The organism is Cecembia calidifontis, assembly GCF_004216715.1.
Lineage (GTDB): Bacteria > Bacteroidota > Bacteroidia > Cytophagales > Cyclobacteriaceae > Cecembia_A > Cecembia_A calidifontis.
The window spans coordinates 2,830,616-2,847,182 of record NZ_SGXG01000001.1 but is presented as its reverse complement, the minus strand read 5'-3'; the positions used below and the strand labels follow the sequence as shown (position 1 = coordinate 2,847,182).

The window sequence follows — 16,567 nt, the reverse complement described above, 5'->3', positions numbered from 1 at the left end:
CTTTCCTTAACCGCGAATTTAGGAAGTCCGGACAGCTACTCTCTCACATCAATATGTGAATTGACTTTTTCAACCCGCAAAAAAACATAATCATTTGCTGTCATGCCTTAGGGGTTTTCCAAATTGAAGGTCGGTAAAATCCAGGAACTTTTTCCAATCTTCAGAAATCAGATTTTCATCATAATTCGCCGTCTGTTGGGAATAGGATTCAAAGCCAAACAGGATTGAAAATAGCGCAATCAGTTTCTTCATAAGGTGGGAGATTTGACATTTTGAAAACTACAAAAGAATGGAGGGAAATTCAAACTGATAGGGCAACTATTGGATTCCTTGGCATTTTTCGGTAAATTCATAAGGGCTCCCACTTAAATACTGACCTATATGAAAGCAACCATCACATCAATTCAATTGAAAGGTCCTTTCCAATTTTTCGCTTTGTCCGCAAAGGCCTATGATATCATAAAACAACTTAAGACTACCAATTATAAAGATTTTAAAAAAAGAGGAGTTTGGACCAAACATTATACCATGACCCTTTGGCATTCCGAAGAGGAATTAAAAGCATTTTCAAACAGCGGTGCACATTTGGAAGCCATGAAAAAATCAAGGGAGATCGCCAGAGAAATAAGGACCATCACCATCGATGCTGAGGTGCTTCCTTCTTGGCGAGAAGCTAAAAAATTGCTTGAAAAGGCTAAAGTGATGAAATTTTAAATTATGGATTTTTTAAAAGAAACCCTTAAAATCTATTAGATATGGACCAATTCTTTGAAGAAGCACTTACCCAAGCCAAAAAAAGTTTTCAGGAAGGTGGTATTCCCATTGGGAGTGTGTTGGTGCACAATGGGCAAATCATCGGAAAAGGACACAACCGTAGAATCCAACGTGACAGTGTTATCCTTCATGGTGAAATGGATGCTCTAGAAAGTGCCGGGAGGCAGGAGGCAGCTATCTACAAACAATCGGTCATATACACCACCTTGTCTCCATGCCCTATGTGTACAGGGGCTATTCTTTTGTACGGCATTCCCAAAGTAGTCATTGGAGAAAATAAAACTTTTCTCGGTTCAGAAGCTCTCCTAAAGCAACATGGCGTAGAAGTCATTGTTCTCAATAATCAGGAATGTATTGAATTGATGCGTGACTTCATCCAAAAGAATCCCAATGAATGGAATGAAGATATAGGAGAGGAAGTCCTATAGAATAATTATCACTCATATCCAATCCTGTAAATCTTACCGTCAAACCCACAGATATACAATTCCTGGTTTTGGTCCACACCAAAGGAGGAAACCCTAAATGGAACCCTGAAAATTTCTTTATTGATAGGGTTTTGCAAATTGCTAAAGTCCAATGTCCAAATCCTGCCCGAGACAAAGTCTCCATACACATACAGCCCCTTCAATTCGTCAACCTCTTCCCCCCTATACACAAAGCCACCAGTCACAGACCTATCTCCATTGGAGTGACCGTATTCCCATATTGGCATTTCAAGTCCCTCTTGATTGCATCCTTGGGATGGGTTAAAACAGTGTTTGCCTTCCATGAAACGCCAGCCATAATTGCCCCCATTCTTGATGATATTGATTTCTTCATACCTATCCTGTCCCACATCTGCTGCCCAAAGCAAGCCTGTTTGCGAATCAAAACTCATTCTCCAGGGGTTCCTCAGTCCATAAGCATATATTTCTTCCGCATAATTTTCACTGTTGCCAATAAAGGGATTGTTTCCAGGAATGGCATAATTTTTACCATTAGCCTGCCTATTGACATCAATTCTCAAAATAGCTCCCAATAAAGTTTCCCGTCTTTGTCCATGGTTCTGTGGATCTCCTCCGGAACCTCCATCCCCACTCGATATATACAGATAACCATCGGGGCCAAAGGCAAGTTGGCCTCCATTGTGATTGTTAAAGGGTTGGTCAATTGACAAAATCACCCTTTCACTGTTCATATCGGCCTGATTCGGATTGGAAGAGGAAACCTGAAACCTGGAAATGAAAGTTCTTCTAGGAGATGTCACCGAATAACTCACAAAAAAGAATCCATTGCTTTCAAAATCAGGATGAAAAGCCAGTCCTAAAAGACCTTCTTCATTTCCCTGATTGCTCACTTTTGACCTGATATCCAAAAAAACATTTTTCGCTTCTACTTTCGGGTCATTGGGGAAAACCGAAATCACACCTCCCTGTTCAACCACAAAAATCCGGTTGCTACCATCTCCTGCATGCTGAAAATCCAAAGGCCGGTTAAATGAAAGGCTTGGGAAAGCTTCTATTACAGCCAATGTTCCTTTTTCAACCGGGTCCTTTTCATCAGAATCATCTTCCTGAACATCATCTTGCAAACAGGCGCCTGTGACAAACAGCAAAAGAAATACTAGCGAAATTTTAGGAATAAGGTCTTTCATCATCTCAAAATTGGTTACTATAATAAAACGCTCTACAATCGAATTCGTTTGGAGAATTCAGTAAAATGAATGACAGCAGAATGGATATCATCACCATTTGGGGAGACGATTCGGAGGATATTTAGCTCAATACATACACAAGCAGAAAAGAGAAAATCACTCGGTACAACCTTTCGGATGAATATGGATTTACCTCTGCTATGTTAACTGGAACATGTGGCCTTCTTTTTATGTAGCCAATGAAAATGTAGAATTGATAAAAGGCTTCAGGGGCTACGGTAAAAAAGCCTTAAGGAGGCTGGAAAAATTAGCAGAATAAGATGTAAAGAAAATCTTTCAAATTATTCCTTTAGAAGCGATATCAGTAAATAGGTTTGGCTTCAATCCCCAAGAATTTTCGTTTCAAATCCATCAATACTTACTGTGTTCTTATTTTTCCAATATTCTTTAATATTTTCCTCCCCTTGTTTTTCTGACCAGACATTTAACGAGGTCCTTTCTTCCTTGAAATCCATATAGGGTACTGCAAACCCGCATGAAGTCTGAACCAGGTCTACATCCATTTCTATGATTTGCCTGGCCCCCATATTTTCTGGAAAAAGACCTGAATATATTCCGTACTCCAAATCTCTTTTATGGTAAATCTTAGCCTGCCCATAAAGTCTCAAAATCAGCGGTTTTCCTTCAAATGAACAAAACATAATGGTCATCCTGTTATTTTTAAGCAGATGAGCAGCAGTCTCATTTCCGCTTCCGGTCAAGTTCAACCATACGACTTTATTTTCTCCAATCACCCTGAAAGAGTCAGTGCCCTTTGGAGAAACATTCACCCTGCCCTCTTCTGCTGCCGTACCTACAAAAAAAATCTTTTGCACTTCAATAAAAGTCTTCAACTCGGGTGTAATACAATCTAATTTTTTGGCCATGATAATTTCAATCTGGAATTAAATATTTATTAAATAAATGGCGTAAAAAGCCAAATTATTATTTAGACTTGTATCAAAAATATCGCCAAAAGCTTGTTTTCACTATTTCGCAAAGCGTATTTCATTCTGCTATCTTAGTACTTGGTACATCATATTAAGTAGCGTTTTTTTTCACTTCCCGTATCTCAATCACTACCTGTCTTTCTAAAACTCGGAGCCAGACGTTCCTCAGTTCCCCTTAATTTATCCAGATATTCTTCCAAAAGCTTTTGACTGATTTCTGAGGAATCCCCATACTTTTCTCTCAAGGCCTCCAAATCCTGATGGAGTTTTTGCCTGATTTCTTTGTATGCCGGATCATTGTAAACATTGTTCAATTCTTGAGGGTCATTCAATCTATCATATAACTCCCACTCATCCACATCATAATAAAAATGGATCAATTTATATTCCTTGGTCACAATCGCATAATGCCGCTTGACCATATGGATGGAAGGGTATTCATAATAATGATAGTACACGGCATCTCTTGTCCATTTGTCTGTTTTTCCAGTCAAAAGTGGCATCAGACTTTCGCCTTGCATATCCTCCGGCTGAGGAATCCCTGCAGCCTCCAAAAAAGTCTGTGCAAAATCGAGGTTTTGCACCAATTCATCAGATCTTGATCCAGCTTTAACTTTTCCCGGCCAGGCCACCAAAAGCGGTGTCTTGAAGGATTCATCATACACGAAGCGTTTGTCAAACCAGCCATGATCTCCTAGGTAAAAGCCTTGATCAGAGGTGTAAACTATGATGGTATTCTCCATGAGTCCATTGGCTTCAAGATAATCCAAAACCCGGCCCACATTCTCATCGACCGAGGCAATCGTACCTAAATAATCCTGCATATACCTTTGGTACCTCCATCGCATTTTCTCTTCATCCCTCATGTTGGGAAAAGCCTGGACAAATGCCTCGTTCATGGGCTGATATACTTTATCCCAATTGGCCCGCTGAGTAGCATTCATTCTACCCACTTCTCTTTCAAATGCCCCCTTATCCCAGCCAGAGGCATCAGGAATTCCCAATTGATCCATCACTTCTGGATAAATTTTGGAATCCCCTGCCCAATTCATATGACGGAGCAGATTCATTTCAGCCTCTTTAGCAGCGGAACCTCTTCCGGAATAATCATCAAAAAGGGTTGCGGGTTCGGGGAATGTCTTTTGGGCAAATTCGGCTATATGCCTTTCTGCTGGCAGCCATTCTCTATGGGGGGCTTTGTGTAAATAGGCAAGAAAAAACGGCTGATCAGCTTTCCTTTCATTTTCCAACCAGTCCAATGTCATGTCGGTGATAATATCCGTCACATAGCCTTCTATCTCATAAGTCCCCTCGTTTTTGGTGATAAATATAGGATTATAATACCCCCCCTGTCCAGGTAAAATTTTGAACTGATCAAATCCTTTGGGATTGTTTCCAAAATGAAGTTTCCCAAACATGGCCGTTTGATAACCTGCCTCTTGAAGCAACTGAGGAAAAGTCACATTTGTGGTATCAAAAGGAAAATGATTATCCGTTTTTCCATTGATATGGGAGTGTTTCCCTGTTAGTATAGTAGCTCTCGAGGGGGCACAAATAGAGTTCGTCACACTGGCATTGGTAAACAACATTCCCATATTCGCAATCCTGTCAATATTCGGGGTCTGAATCAATCTGTCATCATAAGCAGAAATAGCTTGATAGGCATGGTCATCAGACATGATAAAGATGATGTTAGGCCTTTGGTATGACTGCTCTTGCTCCGGTTGATTACAGGATAAAAACACAAATACACTAATCAGAATTATGGAAACTTGGACAATTGATGGTCTCATAGGATTGGGATTTATTCTGAAATATACCTGAAATGAAAAATAATGAATAGATTTATTTGATAAAGTGTCCTATTTTTAAACAAACCTATTAACAAAACAATGAAACATTACTCCAAACCACTAGCATTTTGTGTGATGCTGGGGCTATTCAACTGTAGTCCTAAAGAGACAGGGAAAACTGAACAAACTGAAGAAGTCAGCAAATTTGCACACCCTCCATTAGTGTCGCATATGTTTACTGCCGATCCCTCAGCACATGTTTTTGAAGGGAAAATTTACATCTATCCATCCCATGATGTTGAAACAGCAGTAACTCAAGATGACATGGGTTCACATTTTGACATGAGGGATTACCATGTGTTTTCTATGGAAAAACCGGGTTCTGAAGTTATTGATCATGGTCCTGTACTGAAATTAGAAGATATCCCTTGGGCCAGCCGACAGCTTTGGGCTCCTGACGCAGCACAGAAAGATGAGAATTATTATTTATACTTTCCTGCGAAAGACAAAAATGATATTTTCCGCATAGGAGTGGCAGTTTCGGATAATCCTGCAGGACCTTTCAAAGCCGAGCCGAATTATATCCAAGGAACTTTCAGTATGGATCCAGCTGTATTTGAAGATGGGGATGGAAGCCATTACCTATATTTTGGCGGCATATTGGGAGGACAGCTCCAATGGTTTGAAGACCAACAGTTGGTAGAAGGTAGAAAAGGCCCGACAGATGGTTTGCCAGCTGCCGAAAATCCCGCATTGATGCCATATGTAGCCAAACTACAGGATAACATGCTAGAGCTGGCAGAAAGGCCTAAAGAAGTCATCATCCTTGATCAAGATGGGAATCCCATTAAAGCCGGTGATAACAACAGAAGGTTTTTTGAAGCAGCTTGGGTACATCAGCATAATGGAACATATTACCTCTCCTACTCTACTGGTGACACCCATTTTATTGCTTATGCTACAGGAGACAATCCTTATGGGCCATTCACCTATCAGGGAAACCTCCTAAATCCTGTAGAGGGATGGACTAATCATCATTCTATTGTCCAGTTTGAGGGCAAATGGTACTTATTTTACCATGACACAGAAATATCAGGAAAAACACCATTAAGAAACATCAAAATGACTGAGCTGATCCATGAAAATGACGGCAAGATCAAGACCGTGGACCCAATGAAATAAAAAAATAAACCCAATAGCTTGAAGCTGAACGATTAGCTAAAGGCTATTGGGTTTTATATTAGGTATGAGAGATAATGTGTCTGGTTTAATTCCAATCGATTTTGGTTTTGATCAGGTCTCTGGAATTACCACCAACCATGATTTCAAATTCACCTGGCTCCCAGACAAATTTTGCATCCTGATCATAAAACATAAGATCTTTTTGCTTTAGCTCAAACTCCACTTTTTTCTTTTCACCGGATTTAAGGAATAACTTTTCAAAAGCTTTTAATTCTTTTACCGGTCTTGTGATCGAAGCTACCAAATCCCTGATATATAACTGCACTACTTCTGCTCCATCATATTTCCCATCATTACTGATTTCAATTGAAATTTTTAATGATTGATCATCTTTTAAGGAATTAGAGCTTATCTGCAAGTTACTGTAATTGAATTCTGTATAGCTTAGACCAAAACCAAAAGGGTACAGTGGATCATTGGATACATCTAGGTAATTGGACCTGAACTTCTGAAACCATTCGCCTTCAGGTAAAGGTCTCCCTGTATTTTTTTGATTGTAGTATATGGGTACCTGACCGACATTTTGAGGAAATGTGGCCGGAAGCTTACCCGATGGGTTGACATCTCCAAAAAGGACATCTGAAATGGCATCACCAGCCTCGGAACCTGCAAACCAAACATTCAAAATACTGGGGATGTTTTCAGCCTCCCATTTGATGGCAAGTGGTCTACCCGTAAAGAGCACCAGTACTATCGGTTTCCCTGTTGCTTTCAATGCCTGTAACAACCTTCTTTGGTTAGCCGGTAATTCAATATCAGTCCTACTCGATGCTTCACCGCTCATTTCAGCAGCTTCTCCCATAGCAGCAATAATCACATCTGCATTTCTGGCGGCCGCTACAGCTTCCTGAATCATCACCGCTTCAGACCTTTCATCCCTATAGGTTGGTTTACCAAAAATACTGACTCTGGACTCTAACTCTGGATCTTCTACCACATTAGCCCCCCTGGCATGTATAATTCTGGCCTTTTCTCCCAAAGCCTTTTCAAGTCCATCTTTTAGGGAAACAGATTTTTCAAAATTAGCAGCCACACTCCAGGTACCGGTCATATTTTCTCTGTTATCTGCCATAGGACCAACAAGTGCAATTGTGCCTTTTTTCTGCAGAGGAAGTACATTTCCCTCGTTTTTCAATAACACAAAGGATTGGGCAGCAATTTCTCTGGCTATATTTCTATGTTCCTGTGAAAAAACAACTTGTTTGGATTTTTCCACATTTGCATACTTGTATGGATCCTCAAATAAACCCAGTTTAAATTTAGCTACCAATATTCTCCTTGCAGCATCATCGATTTGCTTTTGGGTGATCCTACCTTCTTCCAATGATTTTTCCAAAGTAGTCAGAAAACCCTCGCCAACCATATCCATATCTACACCAGCTTTTAGAGCTAATGCAGATACATGTTGCAGATCTCCCAAACCGTGGTCTATCATCTCATTGATGGCTGTATAATCAGTTACTACAAATCCATCAAATCCCCATTGGTTTCTCAAAACCTCTGTCATCAACCATTGGTTTGCAGAGGCAGGAATACCGTCTACATCATTGAATGAAGTCATCACTGTACCTACCCCTGCTTCAACGGCAGCTTTATAAGGTAAAAAATACTCATTGAACATCCGCTGACGGCTCATATCCACAGTATGATAATCCCTGCCCGCTTCAGGTGCCCCATACAAAGCAAAGTGCTTGACACAGGCCATAATGGTATTATCCAAACTCAGGTCATCTCCCTGATAACCGGTAATCATAGCTTTGGCTATAGCGGCGCCAAGAAATGGATCTTCTCCATTTCCCTCAGATACCCTGCCCCATCTTGGGTCTCTTGAGACATCAGTCATGGGTGAAAAAGTCCAGGAAATCCCATCTGCGCTGGCTTCAATAGCTGCTATCCTGGCAGATTTTTGGATTAACTCCATATCCCAACTACTGGCAATTCCCAAAGGAATCGGAAAGATAGTCTCATAACCATGGATAACATCCATTCCAAAAATCAAAGGTATTTTCAATCTACTTTCCTCTACAGCAATACGCTGAACATCTCTGATCTTTTCAGCTGATTTGAGATTGAAAAGTCCACCTACTTTACCTTCCCTGATCTTTTCAGCAATGTTGGAACTGGATGCCTGACCAGTGGTGATATCTCCAGCTGCAGGTAGATTTAGCTGACCAATTTTTTCTTCAAGGGTCATCAATGCCAATACAGAGTCGGCTTTTTGTATATAATAAGCATCGGTACCTTTTTCAACAGTTGGTTTGCTGCATGCCAGCATTACCATCAATAGCAAAGCAAATAATATTGAATTTCTCATCGCTTTCTTCTTTTTGTTTCTTTATGATTATCAATCTACTTTTTGCAAAGCACTTCTTTGGGAAATCCCGTTTTCATTGAATGCTTCGATTGAAAAATAATAGGTTTGGTCTGTAGTCAGTGATTTTAAATCCAATTGATTGGCCCAATATACCAACCAAGAACTGTACATTTTATCAGGCGCAATTCCCCAGATGACATTGTATCCCTGTGCGTCTTTCACTTCATCCCAGGTAATCATGGCATCCCTTTTATCAGTCTTTCTTTCGACTTTAAAATTCTTAACATGAGCAGGGGCTTTACCTTTGCCAATTCCAAAGACCCTTAACCCTGAAATTGCCAAATAAGGCGTGGGAACATGGATATTTTCATAGCGGACATATCTGGCATCTACTGGAAAATCCAACTCCACATAATCATTTGGCACATCTTTAAAACTATTACTTCGATCCACAACAGTCACCCACTCCTTGCCATCTAGGGAGGTTTTCACCTTATACCGGTGAAATAAACCCTCAATTTTCCCATAAAGATTTGAGTTATGGTCATGGTAATTGATCTGTATAGATCTTACAGATGAAGGGTTTCCCAAATCAATTTCAACCCATTCTTGGCTACCATTTTGTTGAGCCAACCAAAATGTCTTCACATTTTCATCTACCAAATGATGGCCACTATGCCCATTAATTTCTGATGAAGTCTTTACTTGCTTGTTGTAAGAGAGCAGCATCCATCCGGCAAACTCGCCTTTCTTACCAGGTGTGGCCGGTGCAAACCTAGGATAATCCCCAAAATAGGTATCCACATGCATCAAACCATCCTGATCAAAATAAGTAGGGAACATGGAGATTCTCCTTTCCCAGTTAACATTGACAGATACTGCATTGGTCCCAAAATGCCAGTAAGCTTTTTTAGGGCCGACAACAGTACTGCCGTGACCTGCCCCGTTCATAAAACCACCTGGCTTATAGGAAACCGGATTGTTTGGAGCATAAGTATATGGACCTAAAGGATGATCACTCATATAAACTCCATCCCCATACACATTGAATTCTGTTCCCGGTGCACCATATTGCAGGTAATATTTCCCTTGATGCTTCGTCAGCCAGGGGCCTTCCATATAACCGCCCAAGACTGTGTCCGCATGGTTTTCCCCAAACCTTTCCCATCCATGTTTGGACATGTCCAAATGAAAAAGCTCATGGATTTCATTTTCTGGCCGGAATCTGTTTTTCATATCCAGTTTCCTTGCTCTAATTGGATAAACATTAGAAGAACCCCAAAAGACATAGGCTTGATCGTCATCATCTATGAAAATATGAGGATCCTGCAAATCATATAAAATTCCAGGTACTGCATTCCAATCGCCTTTCTTTGGATTATCGGTATACAACACACTCATGGCCCCAGAGGGATTACCTGAAACATAAAGCACGGAATCCTTATAATTATGTGCAGTCGGTGCATTGGAACCTTCGAAATACCATTTTTCAGGTTTGATAAATGTCCAATTTGCCAAATCTGTTGAATGCCAATATCCCATTGAACGGGTCACAAACATGTAATATTCTCCCCTGAACTCTACCACTGCAGGATCAGCTCCTGAGCGGTAAGACAGATCATTATGGGAATTATAAATCATGTAAGTGTAATCCAGATTGATCGGATTACAATATGTTTCCATCACTGGTCTTTGCGATTGGGCCAAAAAAGGAAATGACACCAAAGCAAAAATCAATAAAATCAAAATATTACTCTTATTCATTTTTCGGTTCAGTTTAAATGAGGACTACTAAAGCCTAGTTTAACTAATCCCCTTTTTACCTCCGGCGCAGACATAAATAAGTCCCAAAGTAATCCGGATCGGTAATTTTCAATCATGACTACTATTGGCCCTTGGTCAATGGCCAAATACCTTTGAGGAAACCAATCCTCTTCTTCAGAAAATGCATCATAAAAACCATAAGGTCCAAAAAGCTTTTCCCCAAAGTTTTCAAACCAGAATCTCATCGCTTCCATGGAGTATTCTGGCGTATATGGGAATGAAGATAGTGCTGCTGTTGGGGATATAACCCCCTTATCTTTATTTTCTCCTGGCGCATGGGCTGCATAGCCATTTACCGAATAACTTGCTGTCAATCCCCAGGATTTTTCTCCATATCCTGCAAAACCTAAAGGGTTTTCAATACACCAAGCCCTATTGGCCAGGGTATGGTTTACATTTTGTCTCCAGTAATCCGCATATCGATCTTTCAATCCTCTAGGGTCCAAACCCAAATAGGAATAGTGCGCCCAGAACAAGGGTCCTCCCAATTCTTCCGCGCCATTGTGTCTCAATTCCAAAAGATGACCATAAGGCTCTGCATTAAAAGCAATTTCACCTTTTCTTGCCCAACCATCATGATATACATCTGCAGGAATTGGATAATTTGGTGAAGATGCTGCCAAAATATAAGTGATCAGGGTTTCATCATATCCCTTAATCGGGTGATTCTTTTGAAATCCAATAGAAGGAGACCAGTGCCACAACAAGACATTGTCTTCCTTATTAATGTACCAGGACCATTCCATTTCCTCCCATAATTGATCGATCTTTTCCACAAGCAATTTTTCAGAAGGATGGTCATTTTGAAAATATTGTCTTACCGTAAGAAGTCCTTGGGCTAAAAAAGCAGATTCCACCAGGTCTCCGCCATCATCATCTCTTCCAAATGGTTTTACCTTTCCTGTTTCTCCCTCAATCCAATGTGACCAAATTCCATGAAACCGGTCTGCTTGGCCAAGATAGTCCACGATTTTATCTAATCTTTTCAAGCCTTCATCACGGGTTATAAAACCTCTTTCAATCCCAACCAATATCGCCATAAGACCGAAGCCTGACCCTCCTGTAGTGACTACATTTTGATCATTCTGTGGATAATCTCCATCTATGTGGATTCTTTCCCGGGCCATTCCTGAAGTAGGCTCAGCTCCTTCCCAAAAATATTGAAACGTCCTATATTGTACCAATGTCATCAGGGAATCATCGCTGATGACATTGGTTTCCAACTCAACTTCCCCCTTCTTTTCCTTACAGGAGCAGATTTGAGTCAAATTGATCAATAATATCAAAAAGAATAAATATCTCATTTTTTAAAGTTTAATAGGTGAAATTTAAATTCCGTAATCCTGAAAGGACTTCAGGATTTCTCATAAATAATGACCATAACAATCCAGACCTATGGTTTTCGATCATTAGGATAATAGGGCCTTGGTCTATGGCCAGATAAGAGTTCGCATACCAGGACTCCGTAACATTAAAAGCATCGTAGAAACCATATGGGCCCCATAGCCTATCTCCCATTTCGAAATAAAAAAACCTTAATGCTTCCATTGATTCTTCTGGGGTATAAGGAAAAGAAGAGAGTGCTGCTGTCAATGATATGACGCCAAGGTCATTAATGGGAGAATGGGCACTGTAACCTTGATGGTTATCACTTGCTGTAAAACCCCAACTGTTCTCCCCATAACCGGCAAATCCTTTTGGATTGTTGATTGCATGCGCACGGTTGATTTTGGTATGCATTTTTCCCTGCTCCCAATAATCTGCATAAGCATCTTTCAGGTTTCTCGGGTCCAATCCCAAAAAGGAGTAATGTGAAAAGAATAAGGGCCCTCCAAAATCCTCTCCCAATGGAAGATTGAATTGATAGAAACTGTTTCCATTTCTCATTTGACCATTTCTAGCCCATCCTTGATCATAAACCTCTTTGGAGATTGGGAAGGTAGGTGAAGAAGCAGCCAAAACATAAACTATCAATGATTCGTTGTATCCCTGTATTGGCAAATTCATATCCCAGCCAAAATCTGGCGACCAATGCCAGTAAAGCACATTTTGACTACCTCTGGTGTACCAGCTCCATTCTACTTCCTCCCATAACTGCTGTATGTGATCTATTATAACCTTTTCAGTTGGAATTGATGGTTGGAGAAACTCCTTTACAGTAAGAAGTCCTTGTATCATAAAGGCAGTTTCAACCAAATCTCCTCCGTTATCTTTTTGACTAAAAGGAATGGTTTTACCTGTATTACCATCCAACCAATGTGGCCAGACACCATGAAATCTATCAGCCTTGGATAAAAAATCCACAATCAGAGCTAAGCGTTGAACACCTTCTGACCGAGAAATAAAGCCTCTTTCAATACCCACAATGATTGCCATCACGCCAAATCCAGATCCACCTACCGTTACCAGATTTCCCGAGGTATTCCTCTCTCTTGCCATACCACTTGCAGGATGGGCAAAATCCCAAAAATACTTAAAGGTCTGTTCCTGGATTTTGGTCAATAATGCATCATCTGAGATCAGAGGGAATTTCAAAACTCCATCAGGTCCCGTAAAAAAAACACGCTTTTCTTCCGAAAATGAAGCGCCTGATGCTGACTTTAGGCTATTGTCAATCTCCAATTCAAATTTTGAATAATTGGGAAGCTTACTTGTTGACTTCAAGATTACTCTTTTATCTTCATTGGACAATTCTACCTGAATGCCTGGTATTGACTGGCCATTTATCCGAAAAGCATTCTGAGCAGAAGATCTGTCTATTGCCGCTGAAAAATTGATTTCAATATTGAGGTCAACATTCACATCTATTACCCTATTGGAATTGACCAACCGACCTCCTTCAAATTGAATACTTTCAATCCTTAAGCCTTCTTCTTGGGTCTTGAATTGAATTTGTCTGGACAAAATAGTCTGACCGGATTCACTTCTTAACAAATCAGAAATAGACAACAAATACGTTTCTCCCGCTTCCAGTGCGCCAATTGGCCTCAAAATGACATTTGTATTATCGGAAGATGTGGCAAAATTGACATTTACTGGATTACCGTTCAATCTACTTAAAATAATCCCTTGATTGAGAACACCTTCATCTACAGGCCTGCTAAAATACATGGTTATCGGCCTATCCAAAGGAAGACCTTCACTATATGGGGGGTCCAAATTGATGGCTTCAGTACCCATTTCCACTTTCAATAATGTAAAAGCCGGCACATCTTCTCCTCGTTCACCACAGCCTACAAGAAAAAAAATCAAAACAAATAACAGCGCAAGTTGCTTCATGGTCACATGGGTTTGAGAAAGCAAAGGAGTCCTATGACCCCTTTGCTTAATTAAAGTTTATGGTTTTTCGGCATCAATAATTGTCCTGATCTCATTTTGACTCAATGCCTTATTAAATAACCTCAGTTCATCAAAATAACTCTGATCAGACAAATGACCCCATTCTGTAAATCGTGGTGCTCCTGATCCAATTGACAATACATCACATCCTGTCCAATCGATTCCAGGGAAACCTCCCTGACTCACAATTTCTCCGTTGATATATACAGTCACCTGACTTCCTGAAATGGTAAATGCCAAATGGGCCCATTCTCCATCAGCTGGATTGAGGTCTGCAGCAGCCCCACCATCAAACCAGTTGTCAGATCCACCATTCCCTACATTCAATTTGAAACGTTGATTTGGACCTGCTGCTTCCCTGAAAAATCTGAAACCCTTTGATCTATTATTTGGATTATTCGGATTATTTGGATCAGGTGGTCCTATCACCAACAAACCTGCCCTATCAGGCGATGCATTCACTTTATACCAGAACACCGCAGAGAATTCCTGACCTAACAAGCCTGCTGTTGGGAAAGTCAAATATGCATTAGAAGCCCCAGAATAGGCTCTTCCTGAAATGCCATTTACGAATCCAGGGGATCCAGAAACATTTGCATTTCTGATATTCACCAACTCCGTATAATCTCCATCAAATGGGAGATAGAAAACTTCCCCTTCATAAACAGGTCGATAAGGCTCTACTTTTTCAAACCTAACAGTCTCCACTGTGGATTTACCTGATTTATCTGTCGCTGTGATCGAAAGTATATGTTCTCCGTTCCCCAATGAAGGATAAGTATAGGTCTTTACCACTCTTCTGTAGTCAAGAAAATCATTAAAAGATTCCAGTTGATTGCCATTCAGAGAAATAGTGACAACATCTACTTCAATATCGTCTCTGACTTCGAAATTGATATCAATGGAAGTCACATCCTCTACCACCCTGATCAAGGCACCCTCAATCGGGAAATTGATCAGGATTTCAGGAGCAGCATTGTCCGGTCCTGGATCAACAGCTACAATATCGTCTATATAGCCATCTGTACACCCTGCAAAAGCAAAGATTACAGCTAGTAAAATTATCTGCATTTTTTTCATAACTCAGTTATTTTGGTTAATGAATACTCAACCTCCATTAGAGGCATTTCTTAATTGTGGAATAATATCCAGTTGTTCCAACGGATAAGGAAGGAATCTATGCTGGGCTTGCTGGAATGACCTGCCTTCATAATTCAACTCTGAGGTTTTTCCATGTCTCACCAAATCATAAAATCTGATACCCCATTCAGTACCAAATTCTGCATATTTTTCATCCAAGACTACATCCAAATTGACCGATGAGGCTGGAGCCAAACCTGCCCTTGACCTGACTTGATTGACTGCCTGTTCGGCTGATAAAACAGTACTGTTTGCACCGCTCACCAATGCCTCTGCATGCATCAATAAAATCTCCGCATACCTGATGACTGCAAAGTTTTTATTCTCGCCATAAGTAAACCTACCTGGAGTAAGTTGGGTAGATGGCAAATAAAACTTACCACTTAACATTTTGTACCTAGGGTGATTGTTGAAAACATCCCCATCAGGAGTAATATGTGAAACCCAGCTAGGTAAGTTTTGGAAATCAGGATCATTTCTCAATTCGGTGATGGCATCAGGAGTAAACAAGATTGAAGTCTGAACCCTTGTCTGCTCTCCCCTAGAAAGCAGGAATTTCACATATTTCATACTTGGCTCCCAGAAGCCCCAACCACCACCTGCACCTGCTACTGCCGGTGTCCAGCTGGCAGGTCCAAAGAAATCCCATAGGTATCTGGTATTGGTACCTGTAGGAGTTCCAAAATCAGAGTATTGAAGCTCTAGAATATTCTCTCTGTTAAGTTTTCCTGGAATTTTGAACAGGTTATAATAATCCTGCTCCAAAGCGAATAGATTACTACTGATAATCTGACCAGTAGCATCAGCCACTGCCTGATAATTTTTAAGCTCCAAGTTGGCCATTGCTTTCACTGCCAGTGCAGTGTAAGCGGTAATTCCTCCTCTGACATCTGATCTTTGATTGGGATGTACTGTTGGCAAAGAAGGAATTGCTTCATCCATCTGGGAAACAATATGTTGCAGTACGTCCTCAAAAGAAGACACTTCTACATTGTACAATGCGCTGGGTTGTGATGAATTCGGAATTAGGATATTACCCCAAAGCCTGGCCAATTGAAATAGCTCAAAGGCACGCATCACTTTAATTTCCGCAATGTATTGTTGCGCCAAGGTAGCATTAGCTCCTGCATCCTGATATTTCTGGATTTCTTCCATGGCTCCATGCCAATAAAGCAGATCGGTATATAAATTCAACCAAGTGGAATTATACATCCAAAAATTACGGTCGTACCTGAACAGATCTGTTTCCGTCAAAGGAAATTGATCTCCTGCAGCATTCACATCATCGCCTCTCACAGAAATGATCGGGAAGGTTTCCCATTGCAATGAGTTTAATTCTGCATAAGAACCATATAGCATCAGAACCATATTTTCTGATTGCGTATAGTCAGTTCCATCAGCTACTATTTGGTTTTCCAAAGGTTGGTCAAGAAGGTCCATACAAGAGGAAGTCCCAAATAAGACAACAACTAATGGAATAAGTATTTTAGTTTTAATATTTCTAGTCATGGTAGTG

General features: G+C 40.5%; 13 protein-coding genes. 3 read left to right on the top strand and 10 right to left on the bottom strand.

Annotated elements, in window-relative coordinates:
* Positions 1–90: 90 nt before the first annotated feature.
* Positions 91–252 carry a hypothetical protein gene (locus BC751_RS21930; RefSeq protein ID WP_165389766.1) on the bottom strand — a complete coding sequence of 54 codons (162 nt, stop codon included), beginning with the start codon at positions 250–252 and terminating at the stop codon, positions 91–93.
* Positions 253–381: 129 nt separating this feature from the next.
* On the opposite strand from BC751_RS21930, the gene BC751_RS12315 reads away from it, so the two are divergent.
* Positions 382–714, top strand: a complete 333-nt coding sequence (locus tag BC751_RS12315) for a DUF3291 domain-containing protein (protein ID WP_130275800.1) — start codon at positions 382–384, stop codon at positions 712–714.
* A gap of 41 nt (positions 715–755) precedes the next feature.
* Positions 756–1,202 (top strand): nucleoside deaminase, encoded by a 447-nt coding sequence (locus tag BC751_RS12310; protein WP_130275799.1) that lies wholly within the window; start codon positions 756–758, stop codon positions 1,200–1,202.
* Between the two features lie 8 nt (positions 1,203–1,210).
* Here the strand turns inward: BC751_RS12310 and BC751_RS12305 are convergent, their stop codons facing one another.
* The 3 genes from BC751_RS12305 to BC751_RS12295 form a co-directional block, all read right to left on the bottom strand.
* On the bottom strand, positions 1,211–2,413 hold the full coding sequence (locus BC751_RS12305; RefSeq protein ID WP_207226879.1) for a PQQ-dependent sugar dehydrogenase: 1,203 nt from the start codon (positions 2,411–2,413) through the stop codon (positions 1,211–1,213).
* Between the two features lie 377 nt (positions 2,414–2,790).
* Positions 2,791–3,336: a pyridoxamine 5'-phosphate oxidase family protein gene (locus BC751_RS12300; protein ID WP_130275798.1), complete on the bottom strand. Its 546-nt coding sequence runs from the start codon at positions 3,334–3,336 to the stop codon at positions 2,791–2,793.
* 185 nt (positions 3,337–3,521) lie between these two features.
* On the bottom strand, positions 3,522–5,192 hold the full coding sequence (locus BC751_RS12295) for a sulfatase family protein (protein ID WP_130275797.1): 1,671 nt from the start codon (positions 5,190–5,192) through the stop codon (positions 3,522–3,524).
* 99 nt (positions 5,193–5,291) lie between these two features.
* Here BC751_RS12295 and BC751_RS12290 point away from each other — a divergent pair, with 99 nt between their 5' ends.
* A complete protein-coding gene (locus BC751_RS12290) occupies positions 5,292–6,374 on the top strand; it encodes a glycoside hydrolase family 43 protein (RefSeq protein ID WP_130275796.1) in 1,083 nt (360 codons plus the stop codon).
* Positions 6,375–6,459: 85 nt separating this feature from the next.
* On the opposite strand, the gene bglX is transcribed toward BC751_RS12290, so the two are convergent.
* Genes bglX through BC751_RS12260 form a run of 6 tightly spaced genes read right to left on the bottom strand, consistent with a single transcriptional unit; the run spans position 6,460 to position 16,560 of the window.
* Positions 6,460–8,748, bottom strand: coding sequence for a beta-glucosidase BglX (bglX, locus tag BC751_RS12285; protein WP_130275795.1), 2,289 nt, complete (start codon positions 8,746–8,748; stop codon positions 6,460–6,462).
* Between the two features lie 30 nt (positions 8,749–8,778).
* A complete protein-coding gene (locus BC751_RS12280; RefSeq protein WP_130275794.1) occupies positions 8,779–10,512 on the bottom strand; it encodes a family 43 glycosylhydrolase in 1,734 nt (577 codons plus the stop codon).
* Between the two features lie 8 nt (positions 10,513–10,520).
* Complete coding sequence (locus BC751_RS12275) at positions 10,521–11,876, bottom strand: glucoamylase family protein (protein WP_130275793.1); 1,356 nt, start codon at positions 11,874–11,876, stop codon at positions 10,521–10,523.
* Between the two features lie 10 nt (positions 11,877–11,886).
* Positions 11,887–13,851 (bottom strand): glucoamylase family protein, encoded by a 1,965-nt coding sequence (locus BC751_RS12270; protein WP_130275792.1) that lies wholly within the window; start codon positions 13,849–13,851, stop codon positions 11,887–11,889.
* Positions 13,852–13,908: 57 nt separating this feature from the next.
* Positions 13,909–14,991, bottom strand: coding sequence for a LamG domain-containing protein (locus BC751_RS12265; protein ID WP_242617460.1), 1,083 nt, complete (start codon positions 14,989–14,991; stop codon positions 13,909–13,911).
* Between the two features lie 27 nt (positions 14,992–15,018).
* Positions 15,019–16,560, bottom strand: a complete 1,542-nt coding sequence (locus BC751_RS12260) for a RagB/SusD family nutrient uptake outer membrane protein (protein ID WP_130275791.1) — start codon at positions 16,558–16,560, stop codon at positions 15,019–15,021.
* Positions 16,561–16,567 lie beyond the last annotated feature (7 nt).

What these genes read in the sequence shown, in the direction of transcription:
- BC751_RS12290 (WP_130275796.1), top strand. Translation starts at nt 5,292, where the DNA reads ATGAAACATTACTCCAAACCACTAGCATTTTGTGTGATGCTGGGGCTA.
- BC751_RS12275 (WP_130275793.1), bottom strand. Translation starts at nt 11,876, where the DNA reads ATGAGATATTTATTCTTTTTGATATTATTGATCAATTTGACTCAAATC.
- BC751_RS12310 (WP_130275799.1), top strand. Translation starts at nt 756, where the DNA reads ATGGACCAATTCTTTGAAGAAGCACTTACCCAAGCCAAAAAAAGTTTT.
- BC751_RS12315 (WP_130275800.1), top strand. Translation starts at nt 382, where the DNA reads ATGAAAGCAACCATCACATCAATTCAATTGAAAGGTCCTTTCCAATTT.
- BC751_RS12280 (WP_130275794.1), bottom strand. Translation starts at nt 10,512, where the DNA reads ATGAATAAGAGTAATATTTTGATTTTATTGATTTTTGCTTTGGTGTCA.
- BC751_RS12265 (WP_242617460.1), bottom strand. Translation starts at nt 14,991, where the DNA reads ATGAAAAAAATGCAGATAATTTTACTAGCTGTAATCTTTGCTTTTGCA.
- BC751_RS12270 (WP_130275792.1), bottom strand. Translation starts at nt 13,851, where the DNA reads ATGAAGCAACTTGCGCTGTTATTTGTTTTGATTTTTTTTCTTGTAGGC.
- BC751_RS21930 (WP_165389766.1), bottom strand. Translation starts at nt 252, where the DNA reads ATGAAGAAACTGATTGCGCTATTTTCAATCCTGTTTGGCTTTGAATCC.
- bglX (WP_130275795.1), bottom strand. Translation starts at nt 8,748, where the DNA reads ATGAGAAATTCAATATTATTTGCTTTGCTATTGATGGTAATGCTGGCA.
- BC751_RS12300 (WP_130275798.1), bottom strand. Translation starts at nt 3,336, where the DNA reads ATGGCCAAAAAATTAGATTGTATTACACCCGAGTTGAAGACTTTTATT.
- BC751_RS12260 (WP_130275791.1), bottom strand. Translation starts at nt 16,560, where the DNA reads ATGACTAGAAATATTAAAACTAAAATACTTATTCCATTAGTTGTTGTC.
- BC751_RS12305 (WP_207226879.1), bottom strand. Translation starts at nt 2,413, where the DNA reads ATGATGAAAGACCTTATTCCTAAAATTTCGCTAGTATTTCTTTTGCTG.
- BC751_RS12295 (WP_130275797.1), bottom strand. Translation starts at nt 5,192, where the DNA reads ATGAGACCATCAATTGTCCAAGTTTCCATAATTCTGATTAGTGTATTT.